Here is a 26,686-nt window from a genome sequence, read left to right as displayed (position 1 = left end):
GCCGACGGGGGCAGGGGTCCCGCGCGAGTCCACGGCGGCAGGGCAGGATGGGCACCATGCCTAACCGACTGGCCCATGAGACCTCCCCGTACCTGCTTCAGCACGCCGACAACCCGGTCGACTGGTGGCCGTGGTCGGCCGAGGCCTTCGAGGAGGCCCGGCGTCGCGACGTCCCCGTGCTGCTCAGCGTCGGATACAGCTCCTGCCACTGGTGCCACGTCATGGCGCACGAGTCCTTCGAGGACGACGCCACCGCGGCCCTGGTCAACGAGCACTTCGTCGCCGTCAAGGTCGACCGCGAGGAGCGCCCCGACGTCGACGCCGTCTACATGGAGGCCGTCCAGGCCGCGACCGGCCAGGGCGGCTGGCCGATGACCGTCTTCCTCACCCCCGACGCCGCCCCCTTCTACTTCGGTACGTACTTCCCGCCGGAGCCCCGTCACGGCATGCCCTCCTTCCCGGAGGTCCTGGAAGGCGTCAAGGACGCCTGGGCGGACCGGCGCGACGAGGTCGGCGAGGTCGCGGAGCGCATCGTCAAGGACCTCGCGGGCCGCTCCCTCGCCTACGGCGGCGACGGCGTCCCCGGCGAGGAGGAGCTCGCACAGGCCCTCCTCGGCCTCACCCGCGAGTACGACGCGACCAGCGGCGGCTTCGGCGGCGCCCCCAAGTTCCCGCCGTCGATGACCCTGGAGTTCCTGCTCCGCCTCCACGCCCGTACGGGCTCCGAGGGCGCCCTCCAGATGGCCTCCGACACCTGCGAGGCGATGGCCCGCGGTGGCATCTACGACCAGCTCGGCGGCGGCTTCGCCCGCTACGCCGTCGACCGCGCCTGGGTCGTGCCCCACTTCGAGAAGATGCTGTACGACAACGCCCTGCTCTGCCGGGTGTACGCGCACCTGTGGAAGGTGACCGGCAGCGATCTGGCCCGCCGGGTCGCCCTGGAGACCGCCGACTTCCTGGTACGTGAACTCCGCACCCCCGAGGGCGGTTTCGCCTCCGCGCTCGACGCGGACAGCGACGACGGTACGGGCAGGCACGTCGAGGGCGCCTACTACGTGTGGACCCCGGAGCAGCTCACCGAGGTCCTCGGCGCGGAGGACGCCGCCCTCGCCGCCGCCCACTACGGCGTCACCGAGGACGGCACCTTCGAGCACGGCAGCTCCGTCCTCCAGCTCCCGCAGTCGGCCGGTCCGGCCGACGCCGACAGGATCGCCTCGATCGCCGCCCGGCTCCTCGCCGCCCGCGCGGAGCGCGAGCGCCCCGGCCGCGACGACAAGGTCGTCGCGGCCTGGAACGGCCTCGCGATCGCCGCCCTCGCAGAGACCGGCGCCCTCTTCGACCGCCCCGACCTCGTCGAGCGCGCGACCGAGGCCGCCGACCTGCTCGTCCGGGTCCACATGGACGAGTCCGCCCGCCTGACCCGTACGTCCAAGGACGGCCGGGCCGGTACGAACGCGGGTGTCCTGGAGGACTACGCCGACGTCGCCGAGGGATTCCTCGCCCTCGCCGCCGTCACCGGCGAAGGCGCCTGGCTGGAGTTCGCCGGCTTCCTCCTGGACCTCGTCATCGCCCGCTTCACCGCCGAGGGCGGGGCCCTGTACGACACGGCCCACGACGCCGAGGCCCTGATCCGCCGCCCGCAGGACCCCACGGACAACGCCGCCCCGTCCGGCTGGACCGCCGCCGCCGGCGCGCTGCTCTCGTACGCCGCCCACACCGGCTCGGAGGCCCACCGCGCCGCCGCCGAGGGAGCCCTCGGCGTGGTCAAGGCCCTCGGCCCGCGCGCGCCCCGCTTCATCGGCTGGGGCCTGGCCGTCTCCGAGGCCCTCCTCGACGGGCCCCGGGAGATCGCCGTGGTCGGCGCCCCCGGCGACGAGGCCTTCCGGGAGCTGCGCCGTACCGCGCTCCTGGCCACCGCCCCCGGCGCGGTGCTCGCCTTCGGCACCCCCGACAGCGAGGAGTTCCCGCTGCTGAGGGACCGTCCGCTGGTGGCCGGTGCTCCCGCCGCGTACGTGTGCCGTCACTTCACCTGTGACGCGCCGGTCACCGACCCGGCCGAGCTCCGCCGGAAGATCTGAGACTCCCGGCGGAACGGGGACGGCCCCGCGACCCCTCCGAGGAGGGGCGGCGGGGCCGCGCCTGGCCGAGCGTCGTCGCTCAGCTGTTGCCGGCGCCGTTGCCGGACAGCACGGGGATGTCGCTGAGGATGTGCGACAGCGGCTCGTCACCCTTGGCCTGGGTGGAGTTCTCGGTGCACTGCTGGTTCTGCGGGGAGGACAGGACGTTGATGTCCTGGACGGCGATCGGGACGGCGCCGGCGATCGAACCGGCGTTGACCTTGGCCGGCAGGCCGATGCAGGGCTTGTTCAGGGAGCCCTGAACGAGCGCGAACTGCGGGCTCATGTTGCCGTGGGTGGCGGAGTTGCCGAACTCCTGGTGGGCGCCGTTGCCGCTGAGCGACGTGGTGCCACCGTCGTCGGCGATGGCGAGCGCCTGTCCGGCACCCGCCGCCGTCGCGCCGAGGATCGACGCGGCCACAGCAGCCGTAGCCAACAGCTTCTTCATTGTTCAGGCCTTTCGGATCGTGGCTCGGTGAGTGCCGAGCCGTGCTGATCAACTGGTCAGAAGCACGGAGGTTCCGCGAAGTCCACCGGACGGACTACGGGCAGATGAGCGAAGCCCCGGGAGTGGGCGCGTACGTGCCCACCGGAATCTGGCTGGGCGCGACCTCGTCGGCCGCCGGCAGCGGATGGTCGTCGCGCAGCCGCCCGAAGACATCCGCCGCGCCCTTCTCGTCCCAGGCGAGCGTGGATCCGACGCCCGCGATGTCCGGGTTGAAGCCGCGTACGGGCACGGTCGCGAATCCCATACGGTCCGGAGGCAGGTCGTGCAGCCGCGCGGCGAGTGTGAGCAGCTCGGCCGGCGAGATGCCCCGCTCGGTCGCGCCGGTCCCGCGCAGGGTCTCTGCGAAGCCCCTCAGTCGGTCGGGATCGTCGAGGACGCCCTCGCGGAGCCGTTCGAGGGTGTTGACCACGAACTTCTGCTGCTTCTGGATGCGGCCGAAGTCCATCTGCCCGTCGGCCTTCCGCGACCGTACGTACTGGAGCGCCTCGCCGCCGCCGACCGGCTTGGTGCCGGGCGCCAGGTCGATGCCGGTGGCCGGGTCCTTGAGGGCCTTCTCCGTGCAGATGGGGACTCCGCCGTCGACGCGGTCGACGGTGTCCATGAAGCGCCGGAAGTCGATCTCCAGGTAGCGGTGGACGGGCAGCCCCGTCATCGACTCGACGGTCTCCACCGTGAACGAGGAACCCCCCTCGGCCCAGGCGCCGTTGATCTTCGACTGGTGGGCGGCGTGCAGTTTCCCGGTGCGACGGTCGCGGTGCTGGTCGGGGAAGGAGGTGAGCGAGTCGCGCGGCAGGCTCACGACGTCGACGCGGTCGTTCTCCGCCGAGATGTGCACGAGCATCATCACGTCCGTGCAGTCGCACTCCTGCCCGCCCAGTCGGAAACGTTCCTTCTCCTCCGCGGTGACGCCCTTGCGGCTGTCGATGCCGACCACGAGCAGGTTCAGCCCCTTCTCGGGGGCGGGGAGATCGGTGGGGGCGGCTGCGGCGAGGGCGCCGGGAGCCAGGGCGGCGAGAGCGGCGAGCGCCGCCGGGACGAACAGCGGACGGCGCGGCCGCCACGGACGCGGGAATTTCATGCCCGCACGGTAATTCGACCGCGCTCGCACACAGTTGCGCGACGCGACATGAACAGGGCGAATCACTCTCCTGCGGCGCCTGTGTAATGATGCGGGAATCGCAGCGGAAGGAGCGAAGATGGCGCCGGATCCCGGGAAATGGGAACGGATGGCCTTCATTCCGAAGAGCCGATATGTGAGCGACCCGCCCCCGGTCGCCGACCGCACACCATTCCCCCTCTATTCCGCACTGGTGACCCAGTGGGTGCAGGCGGGCCGGACGGTACCGGGGATGCCCGACCGGGAGTGGGAACGTCTGATGGCGACCCCCATCTGGCCGACCTGGTAGCGAGTGACGACGAAAGGGGCCGCCCCGGAGGGCGGCCCCTGACGTGTGAACGTCGTCGCGCGAAGCGGAACGTCAGTTGTTGCCGACGCCGTTGCCCGACAGGACCGGGATGTCGTCCAGGATGTGCGAGAGCGCCTCGTCACCCTTGGCCTGGGTGGAGTTCTCGGTGCACTGCTGGTTCTGCGGGGAGGACAGGACGTTGATGTCCTGGACGGCGATCGGGACGGCGCCGAGGACCGAACCGGCGTTGACCTTGGCCGGCAGGCCGACGCAGGGCTTGTTCAGGGAGCCCTGGACGAGCGCGAACTGCGGGCTCATGTGGCCGTACGTGGTGGAGTTGCCGTACTCCTGGTGAGCGCCGTTGCCCGAGAGCGACGTGGTGCCGCCGTCGTTGGCGATGGCGAGGGCGGGGGAGGCCACGGCGGCGGAGGCACCGACGATGGCCGCGGCTGCGGCCGCAGTGGCCATAACCTTCTTGATCACGGGAGTTCCCTTCTAGAACCGGCTCCGTGCAGGGAGCGGCCTGATCAACTGCCCATGGACTCAAGGGTTCCGCCCTGTCACCCCCTTGGCGGAGCGCACTCGGCAGCGCGAAAAGCGGTCCCAGTCGAACGGGTGAAGCGCCGGAACCAAAGCCCCCGCGCGCAGTTGATCCCATCGCATCAATCAGGTCGATTGGTGGGAACAGGAACGGAATCACCGTGATCAAGAAGATTATGGCGGCTGCGGCTGTGACGGCCTCTGTTGTCGGCGCTTCTGCTGCGGCGGCCTCCCCGGCGCTCGCCATCGCCAACGACGGCGGCACCACCTCGCTGTCCGGAAACGGCGCGCACCAGTCGTTCGGCAACTCGAAGACACACGGCGACATGAGCCCCCAGTTCTCGGCCGTCCAGGGCTCGCTCAACAAGCTCTGCCTCGGGGCCCCGGTCAAGGCCAACCTCGGTTCGATCGGCGGCGCCGTCCCGATCGCCGTCCAGGACATCAACGTCCTGTCCTCCCCGCAGAACCAGCAGTGCACCGAGAACTCCACCCAGGCCAAGGGTGACGAGCCGCTGTCGCACATCGTCGAGGACATCCCGATCCTCTCCGGGAACGGCGCCTACAACGGCTGATCCGTACCGCGCAGAACAGGGCCGGAGGGAACGAACACGTTCCCTCCGGCCCTGTTCTGCGCGTGCAATGGAGTGAAAGAGCGAATGTTGCCGCTTTCGCGGTTTCCTTTGTGAGGCATGTTCGTTGTGTTGCGTGAAAGTGTTCCGCCACCGAAAGGATGCAGACGAAAATGAACTGTAAGAAGGCTGCTGCCGTCGTCGCCGGAATCATCATGGCCATGGGTGCGGCGACCCCCGCCTTCGCCGACGCGGGCGCCGAGGGCCTGGCGTTCGGTTCGCCTGGCGTCCTCTCCGGCAACGTCGTCCAGATCCCGATCCACGCGCCGATCAACGTCTGCGGCAACAGCGTGAACGTCATCGGCGCGCTGAACCCGGCCGCGTTCAACACCTGCGTCAACGCCTGAGTCCCCAGCGCCGCGCAGACACAGGGGCCGGCCCCCGGAGAGCATCCGCTCCCCGGGGGCCGGCCCTCGGTCATGCCGAGACCGGAGCCTTCCCGCCCGTACGCGGCCGGCCCACCGCCCCGCCCCGGGCGCCCGCCCGCAGCCGCTGCCGCACCCCTCGCACCAGACGCCCCGCCGTGTACTCGGCGCCGAAGACGAACCGCATCGAGGGACCGTACGAAGGGGCGGTGAGCAGCCCGGCGAGGAAGAGGCCCGGCCACGAGGACTCGAAGAGACCGCCGACCTCCGGAGCACCGCCCGCGCCGACCGTGCGCAAGGTGCCGCGCAGCGCCGGGGAGAGGACTCCCGCCCGGTCCAGGCTCGGGGTGAAGCCGGTGGCCGCCACGACATGGTCCGTCTCCAGGACCGTCGTCCCGTCCGGACCCGCCACGTCGAGCCGGACCCGTTCGTCCCCGGTCACGGCCGCCGCGGTGATCCGCTGCCCGAGGCGTACGTCCCCGACCGCCGCGAACCGCTCGCGCAGCCACCAGGCCCCCGCCGGGCCGAGCGCCGAGTCGAAGATCCGCTCGCGGGTGGCGGCCGGCAGGCGCCGGAAGACACCCGGGGTGTCGGCGTACAGCTTGTTCCGCCAGCCGCAGCCGAGCCCCGTGTGCGGGGCGCGCAGGGTGGGCCACGGGCCGCGGTCGAGGGCCGGGGGCAGGGTGTTCCAGTTCAGCCGGTCCGCGCGGGCGAGGATCCGTACGGTCGCGGCGCCCTGTTCGACGAGGAGCGCCGCCGTCTCCAGAGCCGCCTGACCGGCCCCGACGACGGTGACGTCCAGGCCGGCGAAGCGGTCGAGCCCGCCGTGGTGGCTGGAGTGGGTGACGTACCGGCGGGGCAGGTCCCGCAGCGGCCCGGGGACCTCCATGAACGGCAGGACGCCGACCGCCAGCGCCACCGTCCTGGCCCGGAGGGCCTCGCCGTCCTCGGCGAGCAGCTCGAAGCCGTCGGCGGCGGGCGCGACCGAGCCGATCAGACGCTCGTCGAGCGCGGGCACGGCCTGCCGGGCGAACCAGTCGCCGTACGCGGCGAAGAAGTCGACCGGCAGCGGCACCCCGTGCGCGGCGCGCACGCCCCGCGTGGCGGCGTAGGCGTCGAGCCCGTACGCCCCCTGCGGGTCGGAGAGATGGGAGGCCCAGGGCTCCGACTTCAGGAACATGCCGGGGGGCATGGCATGCCAGGACGCCATCGAGCGGCCGAAGGTCCGCAGGTGCAGCCCGCGGGCGGCCGCGTGCGCGGCCACGGACAGGCCGTACGGTCCGGCCCCGACGACCACCAGGTCGTACATCGACTTCGACATCGTGCCTTCCACCTTCATCGTGGGGTGAGCTGGTTGGAGGAGCTGCGGGCCGGCGGCGGTGCCGGCGGGGAAGCCGGAGCGGGGCGCGCGCGTCGGGACCGGAGCAGTCCGCGGAGCGCGGTCAGGGCCTTGCGCAGCAGGTGCCCGAGCCAGGCGCGGCCCATGGCGAACGCCGGCCCGGGGTCGTCGGCCGCACACCAGGCGTACTCGGTCCACCGGGGCGCGCCTCCACCTCCGCCTCCGTCGGCGGCCCGGCGGTGCGGGGACGTGAGCAGCGACAGCGCCGCGTAGTTCTCGACGACGAACCGGCGGCCGTACGCGGGGGAGTACGGCGGTACGGGCCGCCCGGTGAGGTCCAGATGGAGCGCCCGGACCACGTCCAGGCCGTCGGGGTCGGTGAAGAGCCGGAACTGGGCGCCGGGCCGGGGGTTGAAGTCGAGCAGGTGGTAGGCGCCCGTGGACCGGTCGAGCCGGAAGTCGAGGTCGCACACGCCCCGGTAGCCCAGCGCGTCGCACAGCTCGCGGGCCGTCCGGTCCACGGCCGGGTTCGCCGTCCAGCGGCCCACGGCGGTGAGCCCGGCCCCGTCCGGCCAGGACCGCTCCTTGCGGCCGGTCGCCCCCGTCGTACAGCGGCCCTCGGTGTCCACGTACCCGTGGAAGAACCAGTCCAGGTCCCGGCCCGCCGGAAGCAGCCTCTGGAGCAGCAGCCGGCTGCCGGCCTCCGGAGTGCGGGCGTACAACTCCCGCACCTCGGAGAGGGAGCGCACGATCGAGGTGCTGCGCAGCCCGCCGCCGGCCGGAAGCAGCCAGGGGCGGCTCCACTTGGCGACCACCGGGAGCCCGAGGGACCAGGCCATGGCGGCGGCCTCGTCGGCGTCGACGGGGAGTTCGGTACGGGGATGGGGCAGGCCCAGGTCCGCGCAGGTCTCGGCGAGTGCCGCCTTGTCCGCGACCCGCAGCAACTGCTCCTCGGTCTGATGGGGGAGGAGGAAGCGGGGGGAGAGCTCGGCGCGGCGGCGGGCCAGGGCGAGGGCGCTGACGTCGTCCAGGGGGAGGACCACGAGGGAAGTTGACGGATCGTCGGCGGACTCGGTCGCGGTCTCCGCCGCCACCTCGTCCGCGATCCCGTGGAGGAGCCCGGCCAGCCCGGTGGAGGAGGTCGTCTCCGGACTCGCGCGGGCCGAGCGGAGATAGCGGGAGCGGGCCACCGGGCTGGTGCTCGATTCGATGACGGCATGGACCGGAATTCCCGCCCGGCCCAGCGAGCGCACGGCTCCGAGGGTGCCGTGATGGAAGGGATTCCGGTCGAGCCGCACAAGGACGGTGGGAACGCTGGTGTCGAAACTCTGACGACGCAGCACGGCATGCCCTTCATCTCGGGTGCCCCAACTGGGCGATCAAATCCTCTAATGGACTACTGATCAGAGGGAAGCCGAGTTCACGGTCGGCTCATTAGGAATACTTTCGGAGTATCGGATTGACGGACCATCAAGGCGCGTACGACGCGAAGGAGCGACCATGGCGGCTACATATCGGAGAACCTCGAGAGTGTGGCTGGGGGTGTTCACCGCCGGTCTCCTCGCCTCGGGCTCAGTCGTGCTGTCGTCCCCCGCCCACGCCTCCGAATCCGTAACGACGAAAGACCCCGGACCGACTCTCTCCAGCGCCATGGGAGCCTTCCTCGACTCGGGCGCGCTCGGGGTCGCCCGCATCGGGCAGCTGGAGCGGTGGCTCGGCGGACGCGAACTCCGCGTCGGTCACACCTACCTCCCCGGCGACCTCTGGAGGAACATCGAGGGCCCGCCCGGCTTCCTCGACGCCTGGGCGGACTGGCGCAACGCGAGGACCGACCGCCTGTTCGTCCTCAACGTGCCCATGCTGGAACGCAACGAGGCCGGCGTCTCCGACGCCGAGGTCCGCCGCCAGCTCCAGCTCGGCGCCGCCGGGTACTACGACCACCACTTCACGGCCCTCGCCGAGCGGCTCGTCCGGCTGCGGGCGACCGACACCGTCATCGTCCTCGGCTGGGAGATGAACGGGACCACGTACACCCACCGCTGCGCGCCCGACCCGACCGCGTGGAAGAAGTACTGGAACCGGATCGTCACCGCGATGCGTTCCGTTCCCGGCCAGAAGTTCCGCTTCGACTTCAATCCGAGCCGTGGCCGCGACGCCGTTCCGTGGACCGAGTGCTACCCGGGTGACGACGTCGTCGACATCATCGGGATGGATTCGTACGACCAGCCCCCGGGATCGCGTTTCGACCAGCACGTCAGCGAACCGTACGGGCTGCAGAAGCAGGTCGACTTCGCCGCCGAGCACGGAAAGCAGATCTCCTATCCCGAATGGGGGCTCTTCCGTAACGGCGACAACCCCGAATACATGCGGCGCATGCTGGACTGGATGAAGCAGCACAAGCCGCTGTACCACACGATCACCGATTACTGCCCGCACGGCGTCTGGCAGTGCGACGACAATCCGCAGTCTTCGCTGATGTTCCGTCAGATGCTCTACGGCACGGAGCCGGAGCTCCCGACGCAGCCGACGGATCCCACGGACCCGACGTGGCCGACGGACCCGGTGGATCCGACCGATCCCACGGACCCGGTGGACCCGACCGATCCCACGGATCCGGTGGACCCGACCGATCCCACGGATCCGGTGGACCCGACGGTTCCTGTGCCGAAGCCCGAGCCGAAGCCGGAGCCGAAGCCCGAGCCCAAGCCGGAACCGAAGCCGGAACCGAAGCCCGAGCCGAAGCCTGAGCCCAAGCCGGAACCGAAGCCGGAACCGAAGCCGGAACCGAAGCCGGAACCGAAGCCGGAACCGAAGCCTGAGCCCAAGCCGGAACCGAAGCCCGAGCCCAAGCCGGAACCGAAGCCCGAGCCGAAGCCTGAGCCGAAGCCGGAACCGAAGCCTGAGCCCAAGCCGGAACCGAAGCCGGAACCGAAGCCCGAGCCCAAGCCTGAGCCCAAGCCGGAACCGAAGCCCGAGCCCAAGCCGGAACCGAAGCCGGAACCCCAGCCCGAGCCCAAGCCCGACTGTTGGACCGTGAACCTCGGTTCATGGGTCGAGAGCTGGATCGGTGGGCCCGTCTGTGTCCCGAAGGACTCCTGGAAGGACGAGGTCGACCTCGACTGGAAGGACGCGCTGAAGGGCGTCTGGCCCTTCTGACCCCCGTGACGGCGGCGGCGGAGATCATCCGCCGCCGTCGTTCGGCGTGCGCCCCGTGACCCGGCCGAGCGCACGGCCCACCCAGGGGCGTTCCCGTGCCTGTCGGGCCGCCCAGCGGCGCGCGTCGGCGAAGCCCGCGCGGAGCCGGAGCAGTGGGGACGCACCCCGACCGGACAGCATGAGCCGCTGGTTGCCGACGGTCTCCGGTCGCCAGTGGTGCTTGTACGCCTCGGTGCCGCGCAGCATGCTCAGCGTGGCGCGACCGCCGGTGCTGGTCTCCCCGGCCCCGTGCCGGAGCAGCATCGTGGCGACGTCGACCTTGCGGGCGCGCAGGGACGGGTCGGCGCCGTACAGATAGCCGCCGGCCAGCCGCGGGGACATCAGGGTCAGGTCGGCGGCCACCACGTCCCCGGCGAGCCGGAACTCGGTGACCATCGCGTCCCCGCGCTCCACCATCGGCCGCACGGCCCGGGTGAGGTGCTGGGCGAACCGCTCGCTGGTGTGCTCGGCGGTCACCCCTCGCCCCTGCCACTGGAGCTGATGCAGCTTCAGGAGCCGGTCGAGGGCGGCGGGCACCTCGGCGCCGGGGACGACGCGCGCGTCGATGCCGAGGGCGTCCAGCTTGCGGAGCTTGGCGCGGACCCGCTGGGCCTTCCCGGAGGGGATGCGTTCGAGGAGCCCTTCCATGGGGACGGCCGGCAGTTCCAGGCAGAGCGAGTCGGGCAGCCGTCGGCGCGGGCCCGGCCAGTGGGCGAGGACCTGTTCGACGGCCGCTCCCGGTCGTACCTCCCGCAGGTCGATCACCGCGCCGCGGGCGGTCCGGGCGAGCGCCCGCGCCAGGGCGGGCGCCGCCTCGGGGCAGCCGTCGTCGAGGAGCACGTCCGTGAAGTCGGTGATCGAGCCGCCGAGCTGGGTGAGGACGGGCAGCGGCCCCCGGGCCCGCATCAGGGGCGCGGCGGCGACGAGTTCGCCGTCCGCGCGTCGTACGAGCACCACCCGCAGCGCACCGGGCCTGCCGTACGAGAGCCACCAGGAGTGCAGCCAGGCGTGGGACTGGAAGGGGGTGGCGGTGGAGCAGCGCCCGTACAGCGCCGTCCACTCGGCCGCCAGCCCCCCGAAGCTTTCCTCGTCACGGCAGATCTCGGTCCGCGGGGCCGACGGTACGCCCGGCGTTCTCGGGGTCACACCGCCTCCGGCTGGTGCGCGGAGGCCGCCGGAGCGGGCACGGCACCGGAAGCCGACGCGGGCACGTCAGCGGTCCCCGTCACGGGCGCCGCCTGCCGGGAGTGGCGGGCCTCGCCGCGGGCGGCGGCGCGCTTCGGACGGACCAGGAGGGCGAGACCGCCGAGGAGCCCGCCCGCACAGCCGCCGACCAGCGCGGACAGCGGCGCGGAGGGCGAGACGGGCGCGACCGGCTTGGTGGCGCGGGAGAACTGGACGACCTTCACGCCCGTGCTGCCCGCGACGTGCGTGCTGTTGAGGACGAGGGCGCGGGCCACCCCGTCGGCCATCGACACGGCCTTCGCGGGCTTCTCGGCCTTGGCCGTGATCGAGATCATCGGCGCGTCCGGGGAGGTCGCGGCCAGCACGTTCTTGCGCAGGGTGTCGGCGGTGACTCCCGCCCACACCTGGGCGTCGCCGGTCACCGCGATGTCGGTGGCGACCCGCCCGTACGCCTGGGCGAAGCCGAGCGCGGCCGCCGGGTCGGACTTCTCGCCCGGTACGACGATGACGTAGCTGGTCGCCGCGTACTGCGGGGTCTTGAGGGCTCCGTAACCGCCGCCGAGCACGGCTCCGGCGAGGACGGCGGCGGGCAGGACCGCCCAGCGGCCGGGCCTGCGCAGGCCGGCGGGGAGGAGGGCACGGCGTGGGGTGCTGTTCATGGGACGGTCTCTCACTTCGCGGGGGAGGGGGTGCCGTGGACGGCCTGGTCGTAGAGGGACATCAACTGCCGGGCGCTGTGCGCGATGTCGTAGCGGCGGGCGGCCGCCGGCAGCGGGAGCCGGGCGAGCCGGGCGTCCTGGATGCCGCGCAGCGCGGAGATCAGCTCGGGTACGGACTCGCCGATCCGTCGGGCGCCCGGTGCCGCCTCCGGTGCCAGGTCGTCGATCGCCGGGCAGGCCACGTACAGGACGGGCAGGCCGGCGGCGAGGGCCTCGACGACGGCGAGCCCGAAGGTCTCGTCGGGGGAGGTGGACACGAAGACGTCCATGGCGGCGAGCAGTTCGGGCAGCGAGGGCCCGGGCGAGGCGGCGTTCGGCGGGTCCTCGCACGCCCCGGCGAGCAGTACCCGGTCGGCGGCCCCGCACTCGCGGGCCACCCGCAGCAGCTCCTCGCGCTGCTCGCCCTCGCCGACGAGGAGCAGCCGGGCCTGCGGGACCGAGGCGACGGCCCGGACCAGCCGGTCGAACCGCTTCCCCGGCGTCAGCCGCCCCACCCCGCCGACGACGTAGGCGTCCTCGGGCAGGGCGAGGATGCCGCGGGCGAGGCGGCGGGCACGGGCGTCGAAGGCGAAGCGGTCCGTCTCGATGCCGTTGGGGACGACCTGGATGCGGTCCGGGGGCACGCCCCACTCGGCGAGCCGGCGGGCCACGCTCGGCGAGACGGCGACCGTGGAGGTGCCGAGCCGCTCGGACGCCAGATAGAGCGCCCGCGTGCCCGCCGAGAGCGGCCTGCCCTCGATCTGGTTCTCGCCGAGGGAGTGCTCGGTGGCGATCACCCGCCGCACCCCGGCGAGCCGGGCCGCCGTCCTGCCGTACACGCACGCCCGGTAGAGGTGGGTGTGGACGAGGTCGTAGCGGCCCTGCCGGACGATCCGGGCGAGGCGCGGGAGCGCGCCGAGGTCACGGTTCCCCGCCATGCCCAGATGGGTGACGGGGGTGCCGTCGGCCTCGATGCCCGCGGCGACGGCGCCGGGGTTGGTGAGCGTGACCACCCCGCTCCGCACCGGCAGATGGCGCAGCAGGAGCCGCAGCTGCTGCTCGGCGCCGCCGATGCCGAGCCCGGTGATGACGTGCAGGACCTTCATGGCGCACCGACCACGGCCGGGCCGTACCGCGCGGGGATCGGATCGGCGGGGTGGCGGCGGCGCAGCGGGTGCAGGACCCGCTTGGCGGTGAGCCGCCACGCGGTGTCGTCCTCGCCGATGTGGACGCGGGGCAGGGCGTATCTGCCGGTGTGCGGGCCCGGGTCGATCGCGCAGGCATAGCGGTAGCCCGCCTTGCGCACGGCGCGGATCACCCGCGGGTCGACCTGCCCGTACGGGTAGCAGAAGCCCTCGACGGGAGTGCCGGTCATCTCCTCCAGGAGCTCGCGGCTCCGCCGGGTCTGGGCGGCCAGCTCGGTGTCGTCGGCCTCGGTGAGCGGGACGTGCGTGAGGCCGTGCGATCCGATCTCCATGCCGGCCTCGGCGATCCGCAGGATGCCGTCCTCGTCGAGGAGCGGCTTGCGCGGGCCCTCCGCGTCCCAGCCGTTCTCGCCGCCGAGTCGCCCCGGCAGGACGTACACCGTCGCCGTGAACCCGTGCCGTCGAAGGAGTGGCAGCGCCGAGTCGAGGAAGTCCGCGTAACCGTCGTCGAAGGTCAGGCCCACGAGCCCCTTGGCGCGCCCCTCGGAGGTGGCGGCCAGCAGCTCCCGTACCGACACCCCGCGCAGTCCCCGGTCGCCCAGCCAGTGCAGCTGCCGGGCGAAGCGCACGGGGGAGACGGTCACGCGGTACGGATCGTCAGCGGTGTCCGTGATCGAGTGGTACATCGCCACCCACGGGGGCGGCTTCATCCACAGGGGCGGCTTCGGCAGCAGTCGGCGCAGCGCGGTGGCGGCGGGCATGGGGGGTCCTCCGGGAGGCGGAGCGGGGCAGGGGCGGAATCTCGGGCGCCTTGGCGGCGCAGGCGATGAAGAGCAGGAAGACGCCGATCACGACCAGGCCCGCCACGGCGACGGCGAGGGCGGCGGGGCCGATCGCGAGCGAGCACAGCCAGGCGGCGCCGGTGGCCCACGCACCCGCGGTGGCGAGCCGGAGCAGTCCCTCGCCGAGCCGTTCGACGTGGACCGGGACGGCCTGGCGGTGCGCACCGCGCAGCAGCAGTACGGCGGTCAGGGTGATGCCGAGTGCGTTGGCGGCGGCGATGCCGACGGCACCCCAGTAGTGGGCGCCGGGGACACCGGCGGCGGCGGTCGTGGCGAGCCCGGCGGCCATGGCGACGGCCGGGTACCAGAGCGGGCGGGCGGCCGAGAAGTAGCAGCGGACCAGGGCGCCCACCATCGTCTGGCCGAGGAGACCGAGGGCGTACACGCGCATGACGCCGGCGGTGGCGGTCGTGTCGGCGCCGCTGAACTCGCCGCGCTCGAAGAGGAGCTCGACGATCCGGGGCGCGGCGGCGATCACGGTCGACGCGCCGATGAGGACGACGACGGCGGCGAGCAGCAGATCCCGCTCGACCCGGCGACGGGCCGCCTCGGTCTCGCCCGCCGCGAGGGCGCGGGCGACGACCGGGAAGCTGACCGTGCACAGCATCAGGGAGAGGATCATCGGCATCTGTGCGACCTTCTGCGCGTAGTTCAGATGCGAGATGGCCCCGGCGGGCAGCGGAGACGCGAGGAAGCGTTCGATCAGGGTCTGCGACTGGCGGGCGAGCGAGAAGGCGACGACGGGCGCGATCAGACCGAGGACCAGGATGCGCCCCTCACCCGTGGAGGCGGGCGTGAGCGACTCGGGCTCCCGCACGGGTACGGGGCGGGCGCGCAGTTCACGGATGAGGGAGGGGGCCTGGACGAGGACCATCAGGATCCCGCCGACCGCGACCCCGGCGGCGGCCGAGCGCACCCCCCACGGTTCGCGGAGCAGCAGGATGGTGCCGATGATCCCGGCGTTGTACGCGACGTAGATCGTGGCCGGTGGCAGGAAGCAGCCGTGGGCGCGGAGCGCGGCCGAGCAGTAGCCGACGAGGGCGAAGGACAGCACACAGGTGCCGGTCAGGCGTGTGCAGTCGATCGCGAGCGTGGGGTCGGGCAGCCCGGGGGCGAGTGCCGAGACGATCAGCGGGGCGGCGGCGACGAGGAGCGCGGCGACGATGCCGACGGCGAGGGTGAGCCGGGGAAGCGTGCCGCGTACGAGGGCGCGCACCGGGTCGCCGAACAGGCTGCCGGAACGGCGGGCCAGGGCACGGGAGAAGGCGGGCACCAGGATCAGCGCCATGGCGTCCTCGATGAGCAGCGTCGAGGCGAACTCCGGCACGGTCCACGCCACCAGGAACGCGTCGGTGTCGGCGCCGGCCCCGAAGTACCCGGCCAGGATCTGGTCCCGTACGAGCCCGAGGAGCGCCCCGACCGCGGTGAGCCCGGCGGTCACGGCGGCGGCCTTCGCGAGGAACCCGCCGCCCGCGGGCGTGCCGGTACGGGCCGCCCGGCCCCGGGCGTGGGCGCGGCGGCCGGGGGGACGGGGCGTGAGGGTACGGGTGGCGGTGGTGCGGGGTGCGGCGGTACGGACGCCGGGCGGACGGACGGATCCCGTCCCCGGCAGCACGACGGCCTCCGAGGGCCACGGGGTGTCCGTGGGGCCCGGAGGCGTGGTCGGCCAGGGGTCGGTCAACGGGGTGCCGCAGGGAGGGCCGCCCGTGCGGCGCGGTTCACCGGCCCGCGGGGTGTCCGTGGGCTCCGGCTCACCGGCCCACGGGTCACGCACGCCGGACCTCCGCGAGGGCCCACCAGGCCGCGAGGCCCAGCACGATCGACATCAGGACCGTCGAGGGGCCGCCGATGTCCGCGTAGAAGAAGTCGATGAGCTGCCAGCCGAGCAGACCGGTCGCGACGAGCGCGCAGTCCGCTCCGAGGCGGCGCCGCCGCAGTGCGCCGACGAGCAGCGCCAGCCAGCTGCCCGCCAGGGCGAGCAGTCCGAACAGGCCCTGCTCGCTGAGGACCAGGAGGTACATGTTGTGCGGGGACAGTAGTGGCTGACGCGCGAAGGCGGCGCCCGCGCCGGCCGTGTCGCTGCCGGAGGACAGGGCGAGGGAGGCGTTCGAGTCGCGGTGCTGCGGGAAGCCCTTGAGGCCGACGCCGGTGACCGGCTCCGTGGCCCACATCCGTCCGGCCGCCGCCCACATCGTGTACCGGTCCGTCACGGACTGGTCCGGCGCGGCCGCCACCTGCGTGATGCTGGTGACCCGCTCCTTCACCATGTCCGAACCGATGCCGAGCCCGCCGACCAGGACCACGCCGAGCGCGCCGGCGGCGAGCGTCACGCGTGCGGCCCGCCGGGGTCCCGAGAGCAGCAGCTGGATGCCGCAGGCGAGCACGGTCGCGATCCACGCGCCCCGGCTGAACGACAGGACGAGCGGCGGGAAGAGGAGCCCGGCGCAGACGAGCGCCGCCGTCCGCGTCCGGCCGGGGCCGCTGCCGAGCGCGATCCCGGTGACGATGACGAGCCCGTACGACACGACCGTCGCCATGCCCATCACATCGGTGGCGCCGAAGGTGCCGACGGCCCGGATGTCCTCGCCCTGGTAGGAGGCGCCGGTGCCGGTCAGGTACTGGGCGACGCCGACCGCGCCCTGGAGCAGTGCGAGCCCGACCAGGCCCCAGGCGACCACGGCGAAGTCCCGCCGGTCACGGATCATCAGGAGCACGGCCGCCGGGACGAGGACGAAGATCTGTACGTAGCGGGCGACGCCCGGCAGGCTCGCCGCCGGGTCGTTCGAGGTGATCGCGGCGAGACAGATCCCGAGGACCGGCAGCCCGAGGACGACGGCCGCCGTCCGGGTCAGCGGCCGGGCGCCACCGCGCATCACCCGCACGAGACAGATCAGGACGAGGAGTCCGGAGGCCGCGTCGGCGACCGTCCCCGAACCGCCGGTGCCGCCCTGCGCTCCGCCGCCGCCCGGGACGAGCAGCAACGCGATCACGGCGAGGACCGGGGAGAGCGCCCCGGCCCTGCGCGCCCAGTCCCGTACGTCGTCCGGGGCGAGCGCCGGCACCGTCACGGCCGTGGCCATCCTCAGCTCCCTGTGGGTCGGACGAGCCCGGCCGCCGTACGCAGCAGGATGCAGACGTCCTGCCAGAGCGACCAGTGGTCGATGTAGTGGTTGTCGAAGCGGCAGCGGTCCTCGATCGAGGTGTCGCCGCGCAGCCCGTGCACCTGCGCCAGACCGGTCAGCCCCACCGGCATCCGGTGCCGGGCCGCGTAACCGGCGTGGATCTTGCTGAACTGGGCGACGAAGTACGGACGTTCGGGCCGAGGCCCGACCAGGCTCATGTCGCCGCGCAGCACGTTCCACAGCTGCGGAAGCTCGTCGAGCGAGGACTTCCGGAGGAAGTTCCCGGCCGCGCTCATCCGCCGGTCGCCCGCCACGTTCCAGCGGGTCGCCGACTCGGTGTCGTCGGAGGGGCGGAGGGTACGGAACTTGAGCAGCGTGAAGTGGCGCCCGTGCTGGCCCACCCGCTCCTGCCGGAACAGCACCCCGGGACCGTCGGCGAGCCGTACGGCGAGCGCGCAGAGCAGCAGCACCGGCAGCGCGAGCGCCAGCGCGGGCGCGGCGAGCGCGATGTCGAGGGCACGCTTGGCGGGCAGCCCGCGCCGCTCGACCGGCGGGGCGACGCGGTGCCAGGCGTATCCCCACATGTGGTCGCCCATCGGCCCGTCCTGGTGCCGTCCGCCGACCCGCCAGGTGGTGCAGCCGTAGTGCTGGAAGAGCGTCACGAGACCCGGGTCGTCGTGGAGGAACACCGCGTCGCGCACGGTGTTCTGGATGACGGCCCGGTGGATCTCCTCGGTGGTGGTGAGCACCGGAAGCCCGGACTCGCCGGCCGCCCGGGGGGCGCCGCCCTGCTCGGGCACACCGACGATGCCGACCGGCCGCACCCCGTACTCGGGGTGCTGGACGGCCGCCGAGGCGAACCGGCGCGCGGCCCCCGCCCCGCCGATGACCAGCGCCGACCGGGGATGGGCGCGGGCGATCCGGCGCCGCCGGGTGAGCATCAGGGTCCGGACCAGGCACACGACGCCGACATGGGCGGCGTACGCGACGAGGAGGCGCAGCGGCCCGATCGCCAGGACCGGGGAGTACGCGGCGACCGCCGCCGCGGCCAGACACCAGACGACGCCGGCGCGGGAGGCGAGCGCGGGCAGTTCGTCGAGGGCCCGGGTGTGCGGTGCGGGGCGGTAGAGCCCCGCGTGCCCGTCGAGGACGAGGACGAGCGCCACGATCGGCAGCAGCAGCCGGGCGTCGTGGTGCGCCGTGCTCAGATATGTGGCGGCGGAGAAGACGGCCAGGCAGTCGACCGCGACGAGCGGCAGCACACCGGACCGGGGCCGCGCGGGGCGGTACGGCAGGGCGAGCCGGTCGGTCGTGCGGCGGCGCGGCGCGAGGGAGGCGAGGCCGAAGGCCTGGCCCGCCGTGGGCCAAGGGCCCGGCGAGGAAGGGACGCTGGTGCTTTCGGTGGTCACTGCGCAATCGGCTCTCTGTGCTCGGTGCCCCGCACTCGGGCCAGGTCGCGGTAGACGTCCGCGACGGCCGCGCCGGTGCGCCGGACATCGAATCTGCTGAGTACGTGCTCGTGGGCCTCGCGGCCCAGGCGGTGCCGGAGCTCCTGCCTGCCGAGGAGGCGGCCGAGAGCGGTGGCGAGCGCGGCCGGGTCCTCGGGCGGGACCAGGCACAGGGGTTCATGGGCGGGCGGCAGGCTCTCGCGGGCCCCGTCGACATCGCTGACGACGACCGGTCGGCCGGCCGCCATGGCTTCCAGGGGCGCGAGCGCCATGCCCTCCCAGCGGGACGGCAGGACGACCACGTCGGCGGCCCGGTACCAGGGGACGGTGTCGTCGACGGCGCCGGTGAACCGCACCGAGGGACCGGCGGCGGCGCGCAGCCGGTCGCCGTCGGGGCCGTCGCCGACCAGGACGAGACGCGCCGTGGGCACCTCCGCGAGGACGGCGGGCCAGGCGGCGAGCAGCACGTCCTGCCCCTTCTGGCGGCAGAGCCGGCCCACGCAGACGACGGTGGGCGCGGGGTTGCCGGGCGGGCCCTCGGTCGCGAACCGGGCCACGTCCACCCCGTTGTGGACGACGGACCAGTCAGCCGTGACGCCGGCGGCCTCGCCGGTACGCCGCTCGGCCTCGCTGACGCAGACGATCCGGTCCGCCCAGCGGGCGCCGAACCGCTCCCAGCGCAGGGCGAGCGCGGCGGTCGTTCCCTCGACCGCCTCGAAGGACCAGGCGTGTGGCTGATACACCGTCGGAATCCGGCCCCGCAGGGCGAGTCGGGCGCAGAGCCCGGCCTTCGCGCTGTGCGCGTGGACGAGTCCCGGACGGACGGTACGGATCACCCGGGCCAGGTCCCGCGTCTCGCGGACGAGCCCGGGCCCCGGGTTCCGGCCGGCCAGCCAGTCATGGGTGTCGGCCCCCTCGGCGCGGACGGCCGCCGAGAGGACGGTGCCCGGTGGGCAGGCGACGGCGACCCGCAGGCCGGCGGCGAGCTGGGCGCGGACGAGGTCGATGACGACACGGGCGACCCCGCCGTCACCGGGCTGGACCGCGTGCAGGACGGTGACGGACCCGGGGTCCGTGTCTCGTGGAGGCAGCACGTCAGCGCCGGACGTCCGCCTGGAGGAAGAGCGCACCGAGCCAGACGGTGTCCTTCCGGCTGCCGGACCGGACGTGGACACGGTCGGCCCCATCGCGCAGCGCCCCCCGCAGATCGAAGACGTCGGAGTCGTACCCCAGAGTGTTCTTACGATCGGGAGAGCGGACCGTACGACCGGTGCCGAATTCGGTGATGCTGGAGTTCATCACGTCGTCCGCGGAATTGGCGGAATCGGAGAGGCGGGTGCTCTTCGAACGGCGCGTTTCCACTGCCAGGTAATCACCGGAAGTACCCCGGTCGCCGTCATAGGCGATCACGCCGAGACGGCCGTTCGTGGCCTTGCCGTAACGGTTTCCGTCGAGCGGTACGCGAAGCTCGCCGGAGCGTGGTCCGACCGTTTCGAATCCGTCCCAGACAGCGATCCTGCGCAGCGGTTCCGAGGCCTTCTCGTACGCGGCGACGAGCGTCCAGCCACCCCAGCCGCCGACCGCCGAGCGGCCCATGGCGACGTTGACCTGGGCGACCGTCCACTGACCGGAGCGGGAGGAGCGGACCAGCTCGGTGACATCGGCGGAGGCCTGGAAGGCGTCGGCGCCGTCGGCCGTGCGGTGGCCGATCAGGGTGTCCGCGAGCAGCGCCTTGTACCGGCCGCCGGGCTCGGCGATCAGCACCCGGCCGTTGTCCTTGGGCGGCTTCTGCTCGCCCACCCGCAGGTTGCCGCCCCAGTAGAGACGGGCCCAGCCGACCCGGGCGCCCGCCGGCACGGCGAGCTCGGCACGGCTGGAGTTGTACGTGTTGGGGTCGCTGTCCACGTCGACGTAGGCGATCGCGGCGCCGTCGTTGACCGACTCGGTGCCCTTCACGCCCTTCGCCGAGGAGTTGGCCGCGCGCACGACCCCACCGTGCTGCACGGACTGGTAGCGAGCGGCGAACGGGATGCGGCTCGCCTCCCGGGGCTGTGGTGCCGAGGCGGAGGCGACCGGCAGTGCGGCGGACAGTGCCGCACACGACAGGGCGCACAACACGCTGCGACGCACAGCAAGAACCGCTGAATTCCGCATACAGGTTCTCCGCTTTGATGAGAGAAGGAAGGGAAGACCCGTGAAGGCCGGGAGAGGGGGTGTCGTCCGCACGAAATGGGTGAACGCGCGGCGGGCCCGGAAGCAACGTTCGGGAACGTTATAACCCCGACGCGGGGCGATAGTAAGCATTAGATGCTCGGAAACGCTAACTCCCGTATCCACGGGGCAGGTTCCTCGTTGAGCGTGTTGCGCCATTCCACGCCCACTCCCTCCAATGGCCCTCCTATGGCCCAAAGATCGGTTGAACGTCACCCGTTCGGGAGAGCAACCGTTGAAAGGCCGGGGCGTTGTTGAGGGAGTCGGGCCGAACAGTCCGCGCAGTCCACGTTTCATTTCGATCGAGGAGCACTTCCCCATGTCGCGTATCGCCAAGGCCGTTGTCCTGACCGTGGGTGCCGCCGCCGCGGTCGCCGGTGCCGCCGGTGCCGCCGCCGCCGACGCCGGTGCCGAGGCCGCGGCCGTGAAGTCCCCCGGTGTCGGCTCCGGCAACGCCATCCAGGTCCCGATCAACATTCCGATCAACCTCTGCGGCAACACCGTCAACGTCATCGGCGCGCTGAACCCCGCCTTCGGCAACGCCTGCATCAACCGCTGATCTCGCACGGCGGATCAGTCCTTCCGAAGCCGGTGCGCCCACCCCCGACGGGGTGGGCGCACCGGCTTTTTCGTTGCCGTCATGGAGTCGGTACTCGTTCGGCCGCACCGTCGTGCGCCGGTCGGTGCAACGGCGTACGCCCCTTCGAGTGGCATGTTCGAAGGGTGGATTCACTCGAACGGAGGCGTGGCGCTCAGTAGTTCTGCGGTTGCGGAGGGCTATACCCGCAGGCACGGTGAGAGGGAAGTTGTCCGACGCATAAGGAAAAGGAACACATATGCGTCCCCTGGCTACACGCCGCATCACCGCCCTGGCGATATCCGCCGTCATCACCCTCGGCACGGCGGGACCCGCCATCGCCGGCGAACACCATCCGTCCACCGTGGCCGACCGGGCCGCCCGCGCACCCCTCCCCGAAGCCGCCGCCCTGCTGACCCAGGCCGAGGCGCTCGGTGAGCTCGGCTCGGTGACCACTCCCGTGACCGAACTCGTCACGGCCGCGCTCAAGGCCGACGCGGGCCAGCTCCCGGCGGCCGACGCCGAGGCCCTCAAGGCCAAGATCGCGGCAGCCGTCGACCAGGCCAAGGCCACCGCGCCGGCCCCGCTGCCGGACACGCCCGTCACGCCGCCTTCGACGGACCTCCCGGTCACGCCCCCGTCCACGGACCTCCCGGTCACGCCGCCTTCGACGGACCTTCCGGTCACGCCCCCGGCGGCCGACCTCCCGGTCACGCCGCCGGTCGTGGAGACCCCCGTCGAGCTTCCGGCGACGCCACCCGTGGAAGCCCCGGCCCTGCCCGTGAACCCGCCCGTGACCCTGCCCGTCGCGGCCGGCTCGAAGGCCGCGTGGGCCGGAAAGGCAGCCGCGCCGACGGACGTCGTGACCGATGCGCTCGCCACGGTGGAGAAGGCGGTCGCCGCCCTGCTCGCCGCCGTCACCTCCGGCGACGCCGGCGGAGTCGTACCGCAGGTCACGGCGACCCTGACCTCGCTGGTCAACCTCGCCGTCGCCACGGTCCTCGGCAGCGGGCTGCCCGCCCCGGACCTGGCCGGACTGCCGGCGCTGCCGGCACTCCCGGCCACCGTGCCCGAGCTGCCGGTGGACCCGCCGGAGCTGCCCGTCGACCCGCCCGAGCTGCCGGTCGACCTGCCGGTCAAGCCCCCGCTGCCGGTCCGCTAGTCACCCGCAGGCCCTGTACCGGCCCGGCGTCCCGCCGGGCCGGTACAGGCGTGTGCGGCCGGTGGGCGATCGGCAAATAGCACCGGCCGTATCGATCGGGTGCAGTGTCGAGAAATCCCTCCTTCCGGAGTTTCCGCGCGGCACGCCGTTCGTTACAGAAGCAGAACAAAGCACGGGATTCGCTCAAGAACCCTGTGCAGTAAGTGACTTGAAAGTACAGAGGAAGGATTCATTCATGAAGCCCACCAAGGTCGCCGCGGTTGTCGCCGGTTCGCTGATGGCCCTTGGCGCTGCCGCGCCCGCCATGGCCACGGAGGCGCTGACCCCCACCAGCCTGAACGGTGGCCTCGAAGCGATCGCCGCCAATGGGCTGAAGTCGGATGTGCTGAGCAGCACCACGGACGGCTCCCCGGTCAAGACCGTCACGGACACCGCGACCAAGCTGAACGACACCACCAAGGGCGCCCCGCTGCTCGGTGGCCTGCCGGTCCCCGGTGGTCTGCCGGTGGGTGGCTGACCACAGCCTGACCTCTCATCAGCAACACTGCCTTTCCGGGCACTTGCGGCGGGTTCCGTTCCGTCGTTTCCCACGGTCGGCTGATCGAATGATTTTCTGATCAGCTGCCGTGTGGCCCCCGTTGCACGGGGTTCGCCGACCCATACCCTCTGGCCAGTCCCACGCGAACGTCGGCGTGGATCAGGCCGGTCGGAGCGAGGGGGGATCCTCGCCGGTCTCTCCCTTTCTCCAGAGGAAGAGCGGTATGCGGTCCATCATCAGTAGAAAAGTACTCACCGCGGCGGCAGCGACCGGCATCCTGTCGCTGAGCGGCGGATTCGCCCTGGCCGCGGGTTCCCATGCCGGTACGGGCGACGGTCCCGGCCCCGGCTCCCCCGGTCATGTCCAGGCTCCCCTGCCGGCGGACGTCTGTGGCGAGAGCATGAATCTCGGCGGTTTCGTCGCCGAGGCCGTCGGCGACCTCTGCGCCCAGGCGGAGGGTCCCGGCGGCTACGGCGACGAGCCGGGTGAACCCACGCACCCCGGCGAGCCGACTCATCCGGGTGAACCCACGCATCCGCCGACGACGCACCCGCCGACGCACCCGCCGACGACGCACCCGCCGACGCACCCGCCGACGACGCACCCGCCGACGACGCACCCGCCGACGCACCCGCCGACGACGCACCCGCCGACGCACCCGCCGACGACGCATCCTCCGACGCATCCGCCGACGACGCACCCGCCGACGACGCATCCTCCGACGCATCCGCCGACGACGCACCCGCCGACGACGCATCCTCCGACGCACCCGCCGACGACGCATCCTCCGACGCACCCGCCGACGACGCACCCGCCGACGACGCATCCTCCGACGCACCCGCCGACCACGCACCCGCCGACGACGCATCCCCCGACCACGCATCCCCCGACCACGCACCCGACCACGCATCCCCCGACGCACCCGCCGACCACCCCGCCCGAGCTCCCCCACACGGGTAGCGAGACCGCGCTCATGGGTGCGGCCGCGATCAGCGCCGCACTGATCATCGGCGGCACCGTCGTCTACCTCCGCGGTGGCCGGATCTCCCGCCGCCACTGACGCCGTACACCGGCGAAACGTCAACAGGGGCCCTCACCTTCACCGGTGAGGGCCCACCTGTTGCTGCACACGGGGGAGTTCCGCGACGTTCCCCCGAAGGTCTCGTTGTCAGAACATGACTCTGCGCTCTCACGCCGGCATGGGACTCCTCATGACCGCATTCGCCTCCGCCGCCCTGGCCGCCCCGGCCTCGGCCGTCGAGGCGCCGGTGATCGTCCCCCTCCAGGGGCTCGAGCCGGTGCTCCCGATGGACGCCCCGGCCGTGGCCACCGGCGTACCCGTCCCGATGCCCGGTGCGCCCACCGGCTTCCAGAAGGGCCTCGGTTCGCTGCCCGACCTCGCCCTGCCCAGCGTGCCGCTCACCGGCACCCTCCCCGCGACCGTGGTGGACGCCCCGCTGCCCGAGGTCCTGAAGGGCAGCGAGCCGGGCCGTGCCCTCTTCGCCACCCCGCACTCGGAGATGGCGGCGGCCACCCCGGGAGCCGTCGTCGGCAACCCGGTGGTCGCGCCCGAGGGCAACGGGCTCGCGGGTCTGCCGGACCTCGCGAAGCCCCGGGTCGGCCTGCTCCCCCCGATGGTGAGCGGCGCGCTGGACTCCCAGCTCGGTCTGGCGCCCGAGGCGCACTGACGTAACGGCGGGCGAAAGGGCGTTCCCCCTTTCTCGTTCTTTTGCGCGAATGGCGTCCCGGTGGGTGAAGACACGATTCTTCCCCGCCACCGGAAGGGCCGTCGTTCGTTGCAAGAAGAGGCTTGTCGCATGGCCACGGCCCGCGGACCGAGGCCGTCCCGCCGTATCCGGCGGCGGACGGTTCTCGGCCCGCGGGCCATTTTTCGGTTTTCCTTCCTCCCTTTCGGCCCAACGGCCGTGACCCGGTCCGCCGCACGACGTTGAACGGGGAAGACGGCCGTGATTCCTGCGGTCGCTTTCCACGTCCAAGGAGTTCTTGATGTCTCGCATCGCGAAGGCTGCCGCTGTTCTCGCCGGCACGGGTGCCGTTGCCCTCAGCGGAGCCGGCCTGGCCGTCGCCGACTCGGGCGCCGAGGCCGTCGCCGCCCACTCGCCCGGTGTCGCCTCCGGCAACGTCGTCCAGGTCCCGGTCCACGTTCCGGTCAACCTCTGCGGCAACACCGTCAGCGTCATCGGCCTGCTGAACCCGGCGTTCGGCAACACCTGCGTCAACGCCGACGGCCACGGCCACGGCCACGACGACGGCGGCTACGGCGGCTGATCGCCCGTAACGACCGTGTCCCCCCGACCCACCGGGCCGGGGGGACACGTACGTCCGGGGCCGGGACGCTCAGACGTAGGTGTAGATCCGGCTGTGGTCGAACATCGACGCCGGGGTCACTCCCCACGGCGCCATCGGCTCGTGCCGGGCGACGACCTTGCGGTACTGCGCGTCCCCGAGCGGCGGCGGCTCGGCGGGGAGGTACGCGGCCCCCGGGTTGCGCTGCTGCCAGCGGGACCAGAGCAGGTCGACGAAGGAGTGGTGCAGCCAGAACACCGGGTCGTTCACGGAACCGCCGCCCAGCATCAGACCGCCGACCCAGCGGTGCACCCGGTTGTGGATGCGGAACCGCTCGTTGCCCCGGCCCGGCGCCCAGCCCTCCAGACGGTTCCGGAAGCCGGCGCCACTCGTCGAGTTCCAGGGCGTCACGTCGTACGCCCGCTCCCGCATCACCTCGTCGACCTGGGCCTGTGTCGGGAGGGCGATCGGGTCGCGGGGCCGGCCGAAGTCCCTGGTCAGGAAGCGTTCCTCGGTCATCGACTGGGTGATCTTCCAGCGTCCCGAGGAGTGGGCGAAGGGGCCGGTCATGACCTGGAGGTCGGCCCGGCGCCCGTTGCCGCCCAGGAAGTCCTCGCCCCAGATCGACGACGCCGGACTGTTGTCGCGGGTCCAGTCCCAGTACGGCACGGAGACCGTCGGGTCGATCCGCCGCAGCGCAGTCTCGAACTCCAGCAGGAACTTGCGGTGCCAGGGCAGGAAGCTCGGCGTCATGTGGGCGACCCGGAGGCGTCCCTCCCCGTCGGCCGTGTAGTGGTCGATGTGGGTGCGGACGAAGCGGTCGTACGCCCCCGTGCGCTTGAGCTCCAGGACGGCGGCGACGAACTTCCGGCGCTCGGCGCCGGTCAGATCGCGCTGGTTCTTACGCGTGTACACCACGCGGGCTCCCTCCCGTCGGGTCGGTGTGGACGCCATGGGCGGCGGCGAGCGGGGAGAGCCGGGCGGCGCCCAGCTCGTCCACGGCCGCGCGGACGGCCGCCAGTGGCGTCGGGCAGGACTCGTAGTGGTCGATCGGGGTGACGTAACCGCCGTCGGCGCAGCGCATCAGATGCAGCGGCCGGCCGTCGACGAGGGCCACCGGCTCGCCCTCGGGGCCCGAGAAGCCCAGGATGCGGCGGCCCCCGTACATCTCGTCGAAGGCGTGCGGGTCGCGCGCGCCTTCCGAGCGCTTTCCGGACGGCGGGCGGGTCGCGATGCGGCCGAGAGCGCCACCCGTGAACGCGGTGACGGTCAGCGCGAAGAGGGACCGTAGTGCGACGCGGCGCGGGACGATCATGATTGATCTCCTCGGGGTCGGCGTATCGGCGAATGCC

General features: G+C 72.6%; 25 protein-coding genes and 1 pseudogene. 10 read left to right on the top strand and 16 right to left on the bottom strand.

The features are described 5' to 3' along the window. Positions 1 to 56 precede the first annotated feature (56 nt). Positions 57 to 2,078: a thioredoxin domain-containing protein gene (locus OG259_RS15790; RefSeq protein ID WP_328942858.1), complete on the top strand. Its 2,022-nt coding sequence runs from the start codon at positions 57 to 59 to the stop codon at positions 2,076 to 2,078. A gap of 79 nt (positions 2,079 to 2,157) precedes the next feature. Here the strand turns inward: OG259_RS15790 and OG259_RS15785 are convergent, their stop codons facing one another. The 3 genes from OG259_RS15785 to OG259_RS15775 all read right to left on the bottom strand — a co-directional run bounded on the left by OG259_RS15785 (position 2,158) and on the right by OG259_RS15775 (position 4,514). After that, entirely contained in the window at positions 2,158 to 2,565 is a 408-nt protein-coding gene (locus OG259_RS15785; RefSeq protein WP_328942857.1) for a rodlin, read from the bottom strand. 94 nt (positions 2,566 to 2,659) lie between these two features. Next, the gene (locus OG259_RS15780) at positions 2,660 to 3,703 is read right to left on the bottom strand and encodes an LCP family protein (RefSeq protein ID WP_328942856.1); all 1,044 of its coding nucleotides are present in this window, start codon (positions 3,701 to 3,703) and stop codon (positions 2,660 to 2,662) included. 400 nt (positions 3,704 to 4,103) lie between these two features. Beyond that, the gene (locus OG259_RS15775; RefSeq protein WP_328942855.1) at positions 4,104 to 4,514 is read right to left on the bottom strand and encodes a rodlin; all 411 of its coding nucleotides are present in this window, start codon (positions 4,512 to 4,514) and stop codon (positions 4,104 to 4,106) included. Between the two features lie 218 nt (positions 4,515 to 4,732). Here OG259_RS15775 and OG259_RS15770 point away from each other — a divergent pair, with 218 nt between their 5' ends. Both OG259_RS15770 and OG259_RS15765 read left to right on the top strand, forming a co-directional pair. Beyond that, a complete protein-coding gene (locus tag OG259_RS15770) occupies positions 4,733 to 5,143 on the top strand; it encodes a rodlin (protein WP_328942854.1) in 411 nt (136 codons plus the stop codon). Positions 5,144 to 5,313: 170 nt separating this feature from the next. Then, a complete protein-coding gene (locus tag OG259_RS15765; RefSeq protein ID WP_328942853.1) occupies positions 5,314 to 5,547 on the top strand; it encodes a chaplin in 234 nt (77 codons plus the stop codon). Positions 5,548 to 5,617: 70 nt separating this feature from the next. Here the strand turns inward: OG259_RS15765 and OG259_RS15760 are convergent, their stop codons facing one another. Together OG259_RS15760 and OG259_RS15755 are read right to left on the bottom strand one after the other, a co-directional pair. Further along, positions 5,618 to 6,874: an FAD-dependent oxidoreductase gene (locus OG259_RS15760; RefSeq protein WP_328947095.1), complete on the bottom strand. Its 1,257-nt coding sequence runs from the start codon at positions 6,872 to 6,874 to the stop codon at positions 5,618 to 5,620. A 26-nt stretch (positions 6,875 to 6,900) separates the two neighbouring features. Beyond that, positions 6,901 to 8,247, bottom strand: coding sequence for a carboxylate--amine ligase (locus OG259_RS15755; RefSeq protein WP_328942852.1), 1,347 nt, complete (start codon positions 8,245 to 8,247; stop codon positions 6,901 to 6,903). Between the two features lie 157 nt (positions 8,248 to 8,404). Between OG259_RS15755 and OG259_RS15750 the strand changes: the two are divergent. Beyond that, positions 8,405 to 9,631: pseudogene (locus OG259_RS15750) on the top strand (glycosyl hydrolase); the annotation flags it as partial. Between the two features lie 453 nt (positions 9,632 to 10,084). Here OG259_RS15750 and OG259_RS15745 read toward each other — a convergent pair. Genes OG259_RS15745 through OG259_RS15705 form a run of 9 tightly spaced genes read right to left on the bottom strand, consistent with a single transcriptional unit; the run spans position 10,085 to position 20,693 of the window. After that, positions 10,085 to 11,245 (bottom strand): GNAT family N-acetyltransferase, encoded by a 1,161-nt coding sequence (locus OG259_RS15745; protein ID WP_328942851.1) that lies wholly within the window; start codon positions 11,243 to 11,245, stop codon positions 10,085 to 10,087. Beyond that, positions 11,242 to 11,943, bottom strand: coding sequence for a lipopolysaccharide biosynthesis protein (locus OG259_RS15740; protein WP_328942850.1), 702 nt, complete (start codon positions 11,941 to 11,943; stop codon positions 11,242 to 11,244). Before OG259_RS15740 ends, OG259_RS15745 begins: the two co-directional genes overlap by 4 nt. A gap of 11 nt (positions 11,944 to 11,954) precedes the next feature. Beyond that, the gene (locus OG259_RS15735) at positions 11,955 to 13,088 is read right to left on the bottom strand and encodes a glycosyltransferase (protein ID WP_328942849.1); all 1,134 of its coding nucleotides are present in this window, start codon (positions 13,086 to 13,088) and stop codon (positions 11,955 to 11,957) included. Next, positions 13,085 to 13,888, bottom strand: a complete 804-nt coding sequence (locus tag OG259_RS15730) for a polysaccharide deacetylase family protein (protein ID WP_328942848.1) — start codon at positions 13,886 to 13,888, stop codon at positions 13,085 to 13,087. The genes OG259_RS15735 and OG259_RS15730 overlap by 4 nt, the downstream gene beginning before the upstream one ends. After that, entirely contained in the window at positions 13,785 to 15,743 is a 1,959-nt protein-coding gene (locus OG259_RS15725; RefSeq protein WP_328942847.1) for a lipid II flippase MurJ, read from the bottom strand. The genes OG259_RS15730 and OG259_RS15725 overlap by 104 nt, the downstream gene beginning before the upstream one ends. Then, positions 15,736 to 17,049: an O-antigen ligase family protein gene (locus tag OG259_RS15720; protein ID WP_328942846.1), complete on the bottom strand. Its 1,314-nt coding sequence runs from the start codon at positions 17,047 to 17,049 to the stop codon at positions 15,736 to 15,738. The genes OG259_RS15725 and OG259_RS15720 overlap by 8 nt, the downstream gene beginning before the upstream one ends. 2 nt (positions 17,050 to 17,051) lie before the next feature. Next, positions 17,052 to 18,500, bottom strand: coding sequence for an exopolysaccharide biosynthesis polyprenyl glycosylphosphotransferase (locus OG259_RS15715; RefSeq protein ID WP_328942845.1), 1,449 nt, complete (start codon positions 18,498 to 18,500; stop codon positions 17,052 to 17,054). Further along, positions 18,497 to 19,633, bottom strand: a complete 1,137-nt coding sequence (locus tag OG259_RS15710) for a glycosyltransferase (protein ID WP_328942844.1) — start codon at positions 19,631 to 19,633, stop codon at positions 18,497 to 18,499. Before OG259_RS15710 ends, OG259_RS15715 begins: the two co-directional genes overlap by 4 nt. A 1-nt stretch (position 19,634) precedes the next feature. Then, positions 19,635 to 20,693, bottom strand: a complete 1,059-nt coding sequence (locus OG259_RS15705; RefSeq protein WP_328942843.1) for a DUF3344 domain-containing protein — start codon at positions 20,691 to 20,693, stop codon at positions 19,635 to 19,637. Positions 20,694 to 21,069: 376 nt separating this feature from the next. On the opposite strand from OG259_RS15705, the gene OG259_RS15700 reads away from it, so the two are divergent. The 6 genes from OG259_RS15700 to OG259_RS15675 all read left to right on the top strand — a co-directional run bounded on the left by OG259_RS15700 (position 21,070) and on the right by OG259_RS15675 (position 25,316). Beyond that, on the top strand, positions 21,070 to 21,309 hold the full coding sequence (locus OG259_RS15700; protein WP_328942842.1) for a chaplin: 240 nt from the start codon (positions 21,070 to 21,072) through the stop codon (positions 21,307 to 21,309). Between the two features lie 277 nt (positions 21,310 to 21,586). Then, complete coding sequence (locus tag OG259_RS15695; RefSeq protein ID WP_328942841.1) at positions 21,587 to 22,489, top strand: hypothetical protein; 903 nt, start codon at positions 21,587 to 21,589, stop codon at positions 22,487 to 22,489. Positions 22,490 to 22,724: 235 nt separating this feature from the next. Further along, positions 22,725 to 23,006, top strand: coding sequence for a hypothetical protein (locus OG259_RS15690; RefSeq protein ID WP_266896000.1), 282 nt, complete (start codon positions 22,725 to 22,727; stop codon positions 23,004 to 23,006). Between the two features lie 244 nt (positions 23,007 to 23,250). Then, positions 23,251 to 24,087, top strand: a complete 837-nt coding sequence (locus tag OG259_RS15685) for a hypothetical protein (protein WP_328942840.1) — start codon at positions 23,251 to 23,253, stop codon at positions 24,085 to 24,087. A gap of 151 nt (positions 24,088 to 24,238) precedes the next feature. Beyond that, positions 24,239 to 24,715 (top strand): hypothetical protein, encoded by a 477-nt coding sequence (locus OG259_RS15680; RefSeq protein ID WP_328942839.1) that lies wholly within the window; start codon positions 24,239 to 24,241, stop codon positions 24,713 to 24,715. Between the two features lie 319 nt (positions 24,716 to 25,034). After that, on the top strand, positions 25,035 to 25,316 hold the full coding sequence (locus OG259_RS15675; protein WP_328942838.1) for a chaplin: 282 nt from the start codon (positions 25,035 to 25,037) through the stop codon (positions 25,314 to 25,316). 69 nt (positions 25,317 to 25,385) lie between these two features. Here the strand turns inward: OG259_RS15675 and OG259_RS15670 are convergent, their stop codons facing one another. Together OG259_RS15670 and OG259_RS15665 are read right to left on the bottom strand one after the other, a co-directional pair. Next, the gene (locus OG259_RS15670; RefSeq protein ID WP_328942837.1) at positions 25,386 to 26,252 is read right to left on the bottom strand and encodes a tyrosinase family protein; all 867 of its coding nucleotides are present in this window, start codon (positions 26,250 to 26,252) and stop codon (positions 25,386 to 25,388) included. Beyond that, a complete protein-coding gene (locus tag OG259_RS15665) occupies positions 26,236 to 26,649 on the bottom strand; it encodes a tyrosinase family oxidase copper chaperone (RefSeq protein WP_328942836.1) in 414 nt (137 codons plus the stop codon). Before OG259_RS15665 ends, OG259_RS15670 begins: the two co-directional genes overlap by 17 nt. Between the last annotated feature and the right edge of the window lie 37 nt (positions 26,650 to 26,686).

The organism is Streptomyces sp. NBC_00250 (assembly GCF_036192275.1).
Taxonomy (GTDB): Bacteria; Actinomycetota; Actinomycetes; order Streptomycetales; family Streptomycetaceae; genus Streptomyces.
This window is presented reverse-complemented; position numbering and strand designations above follow the sequence as displayed.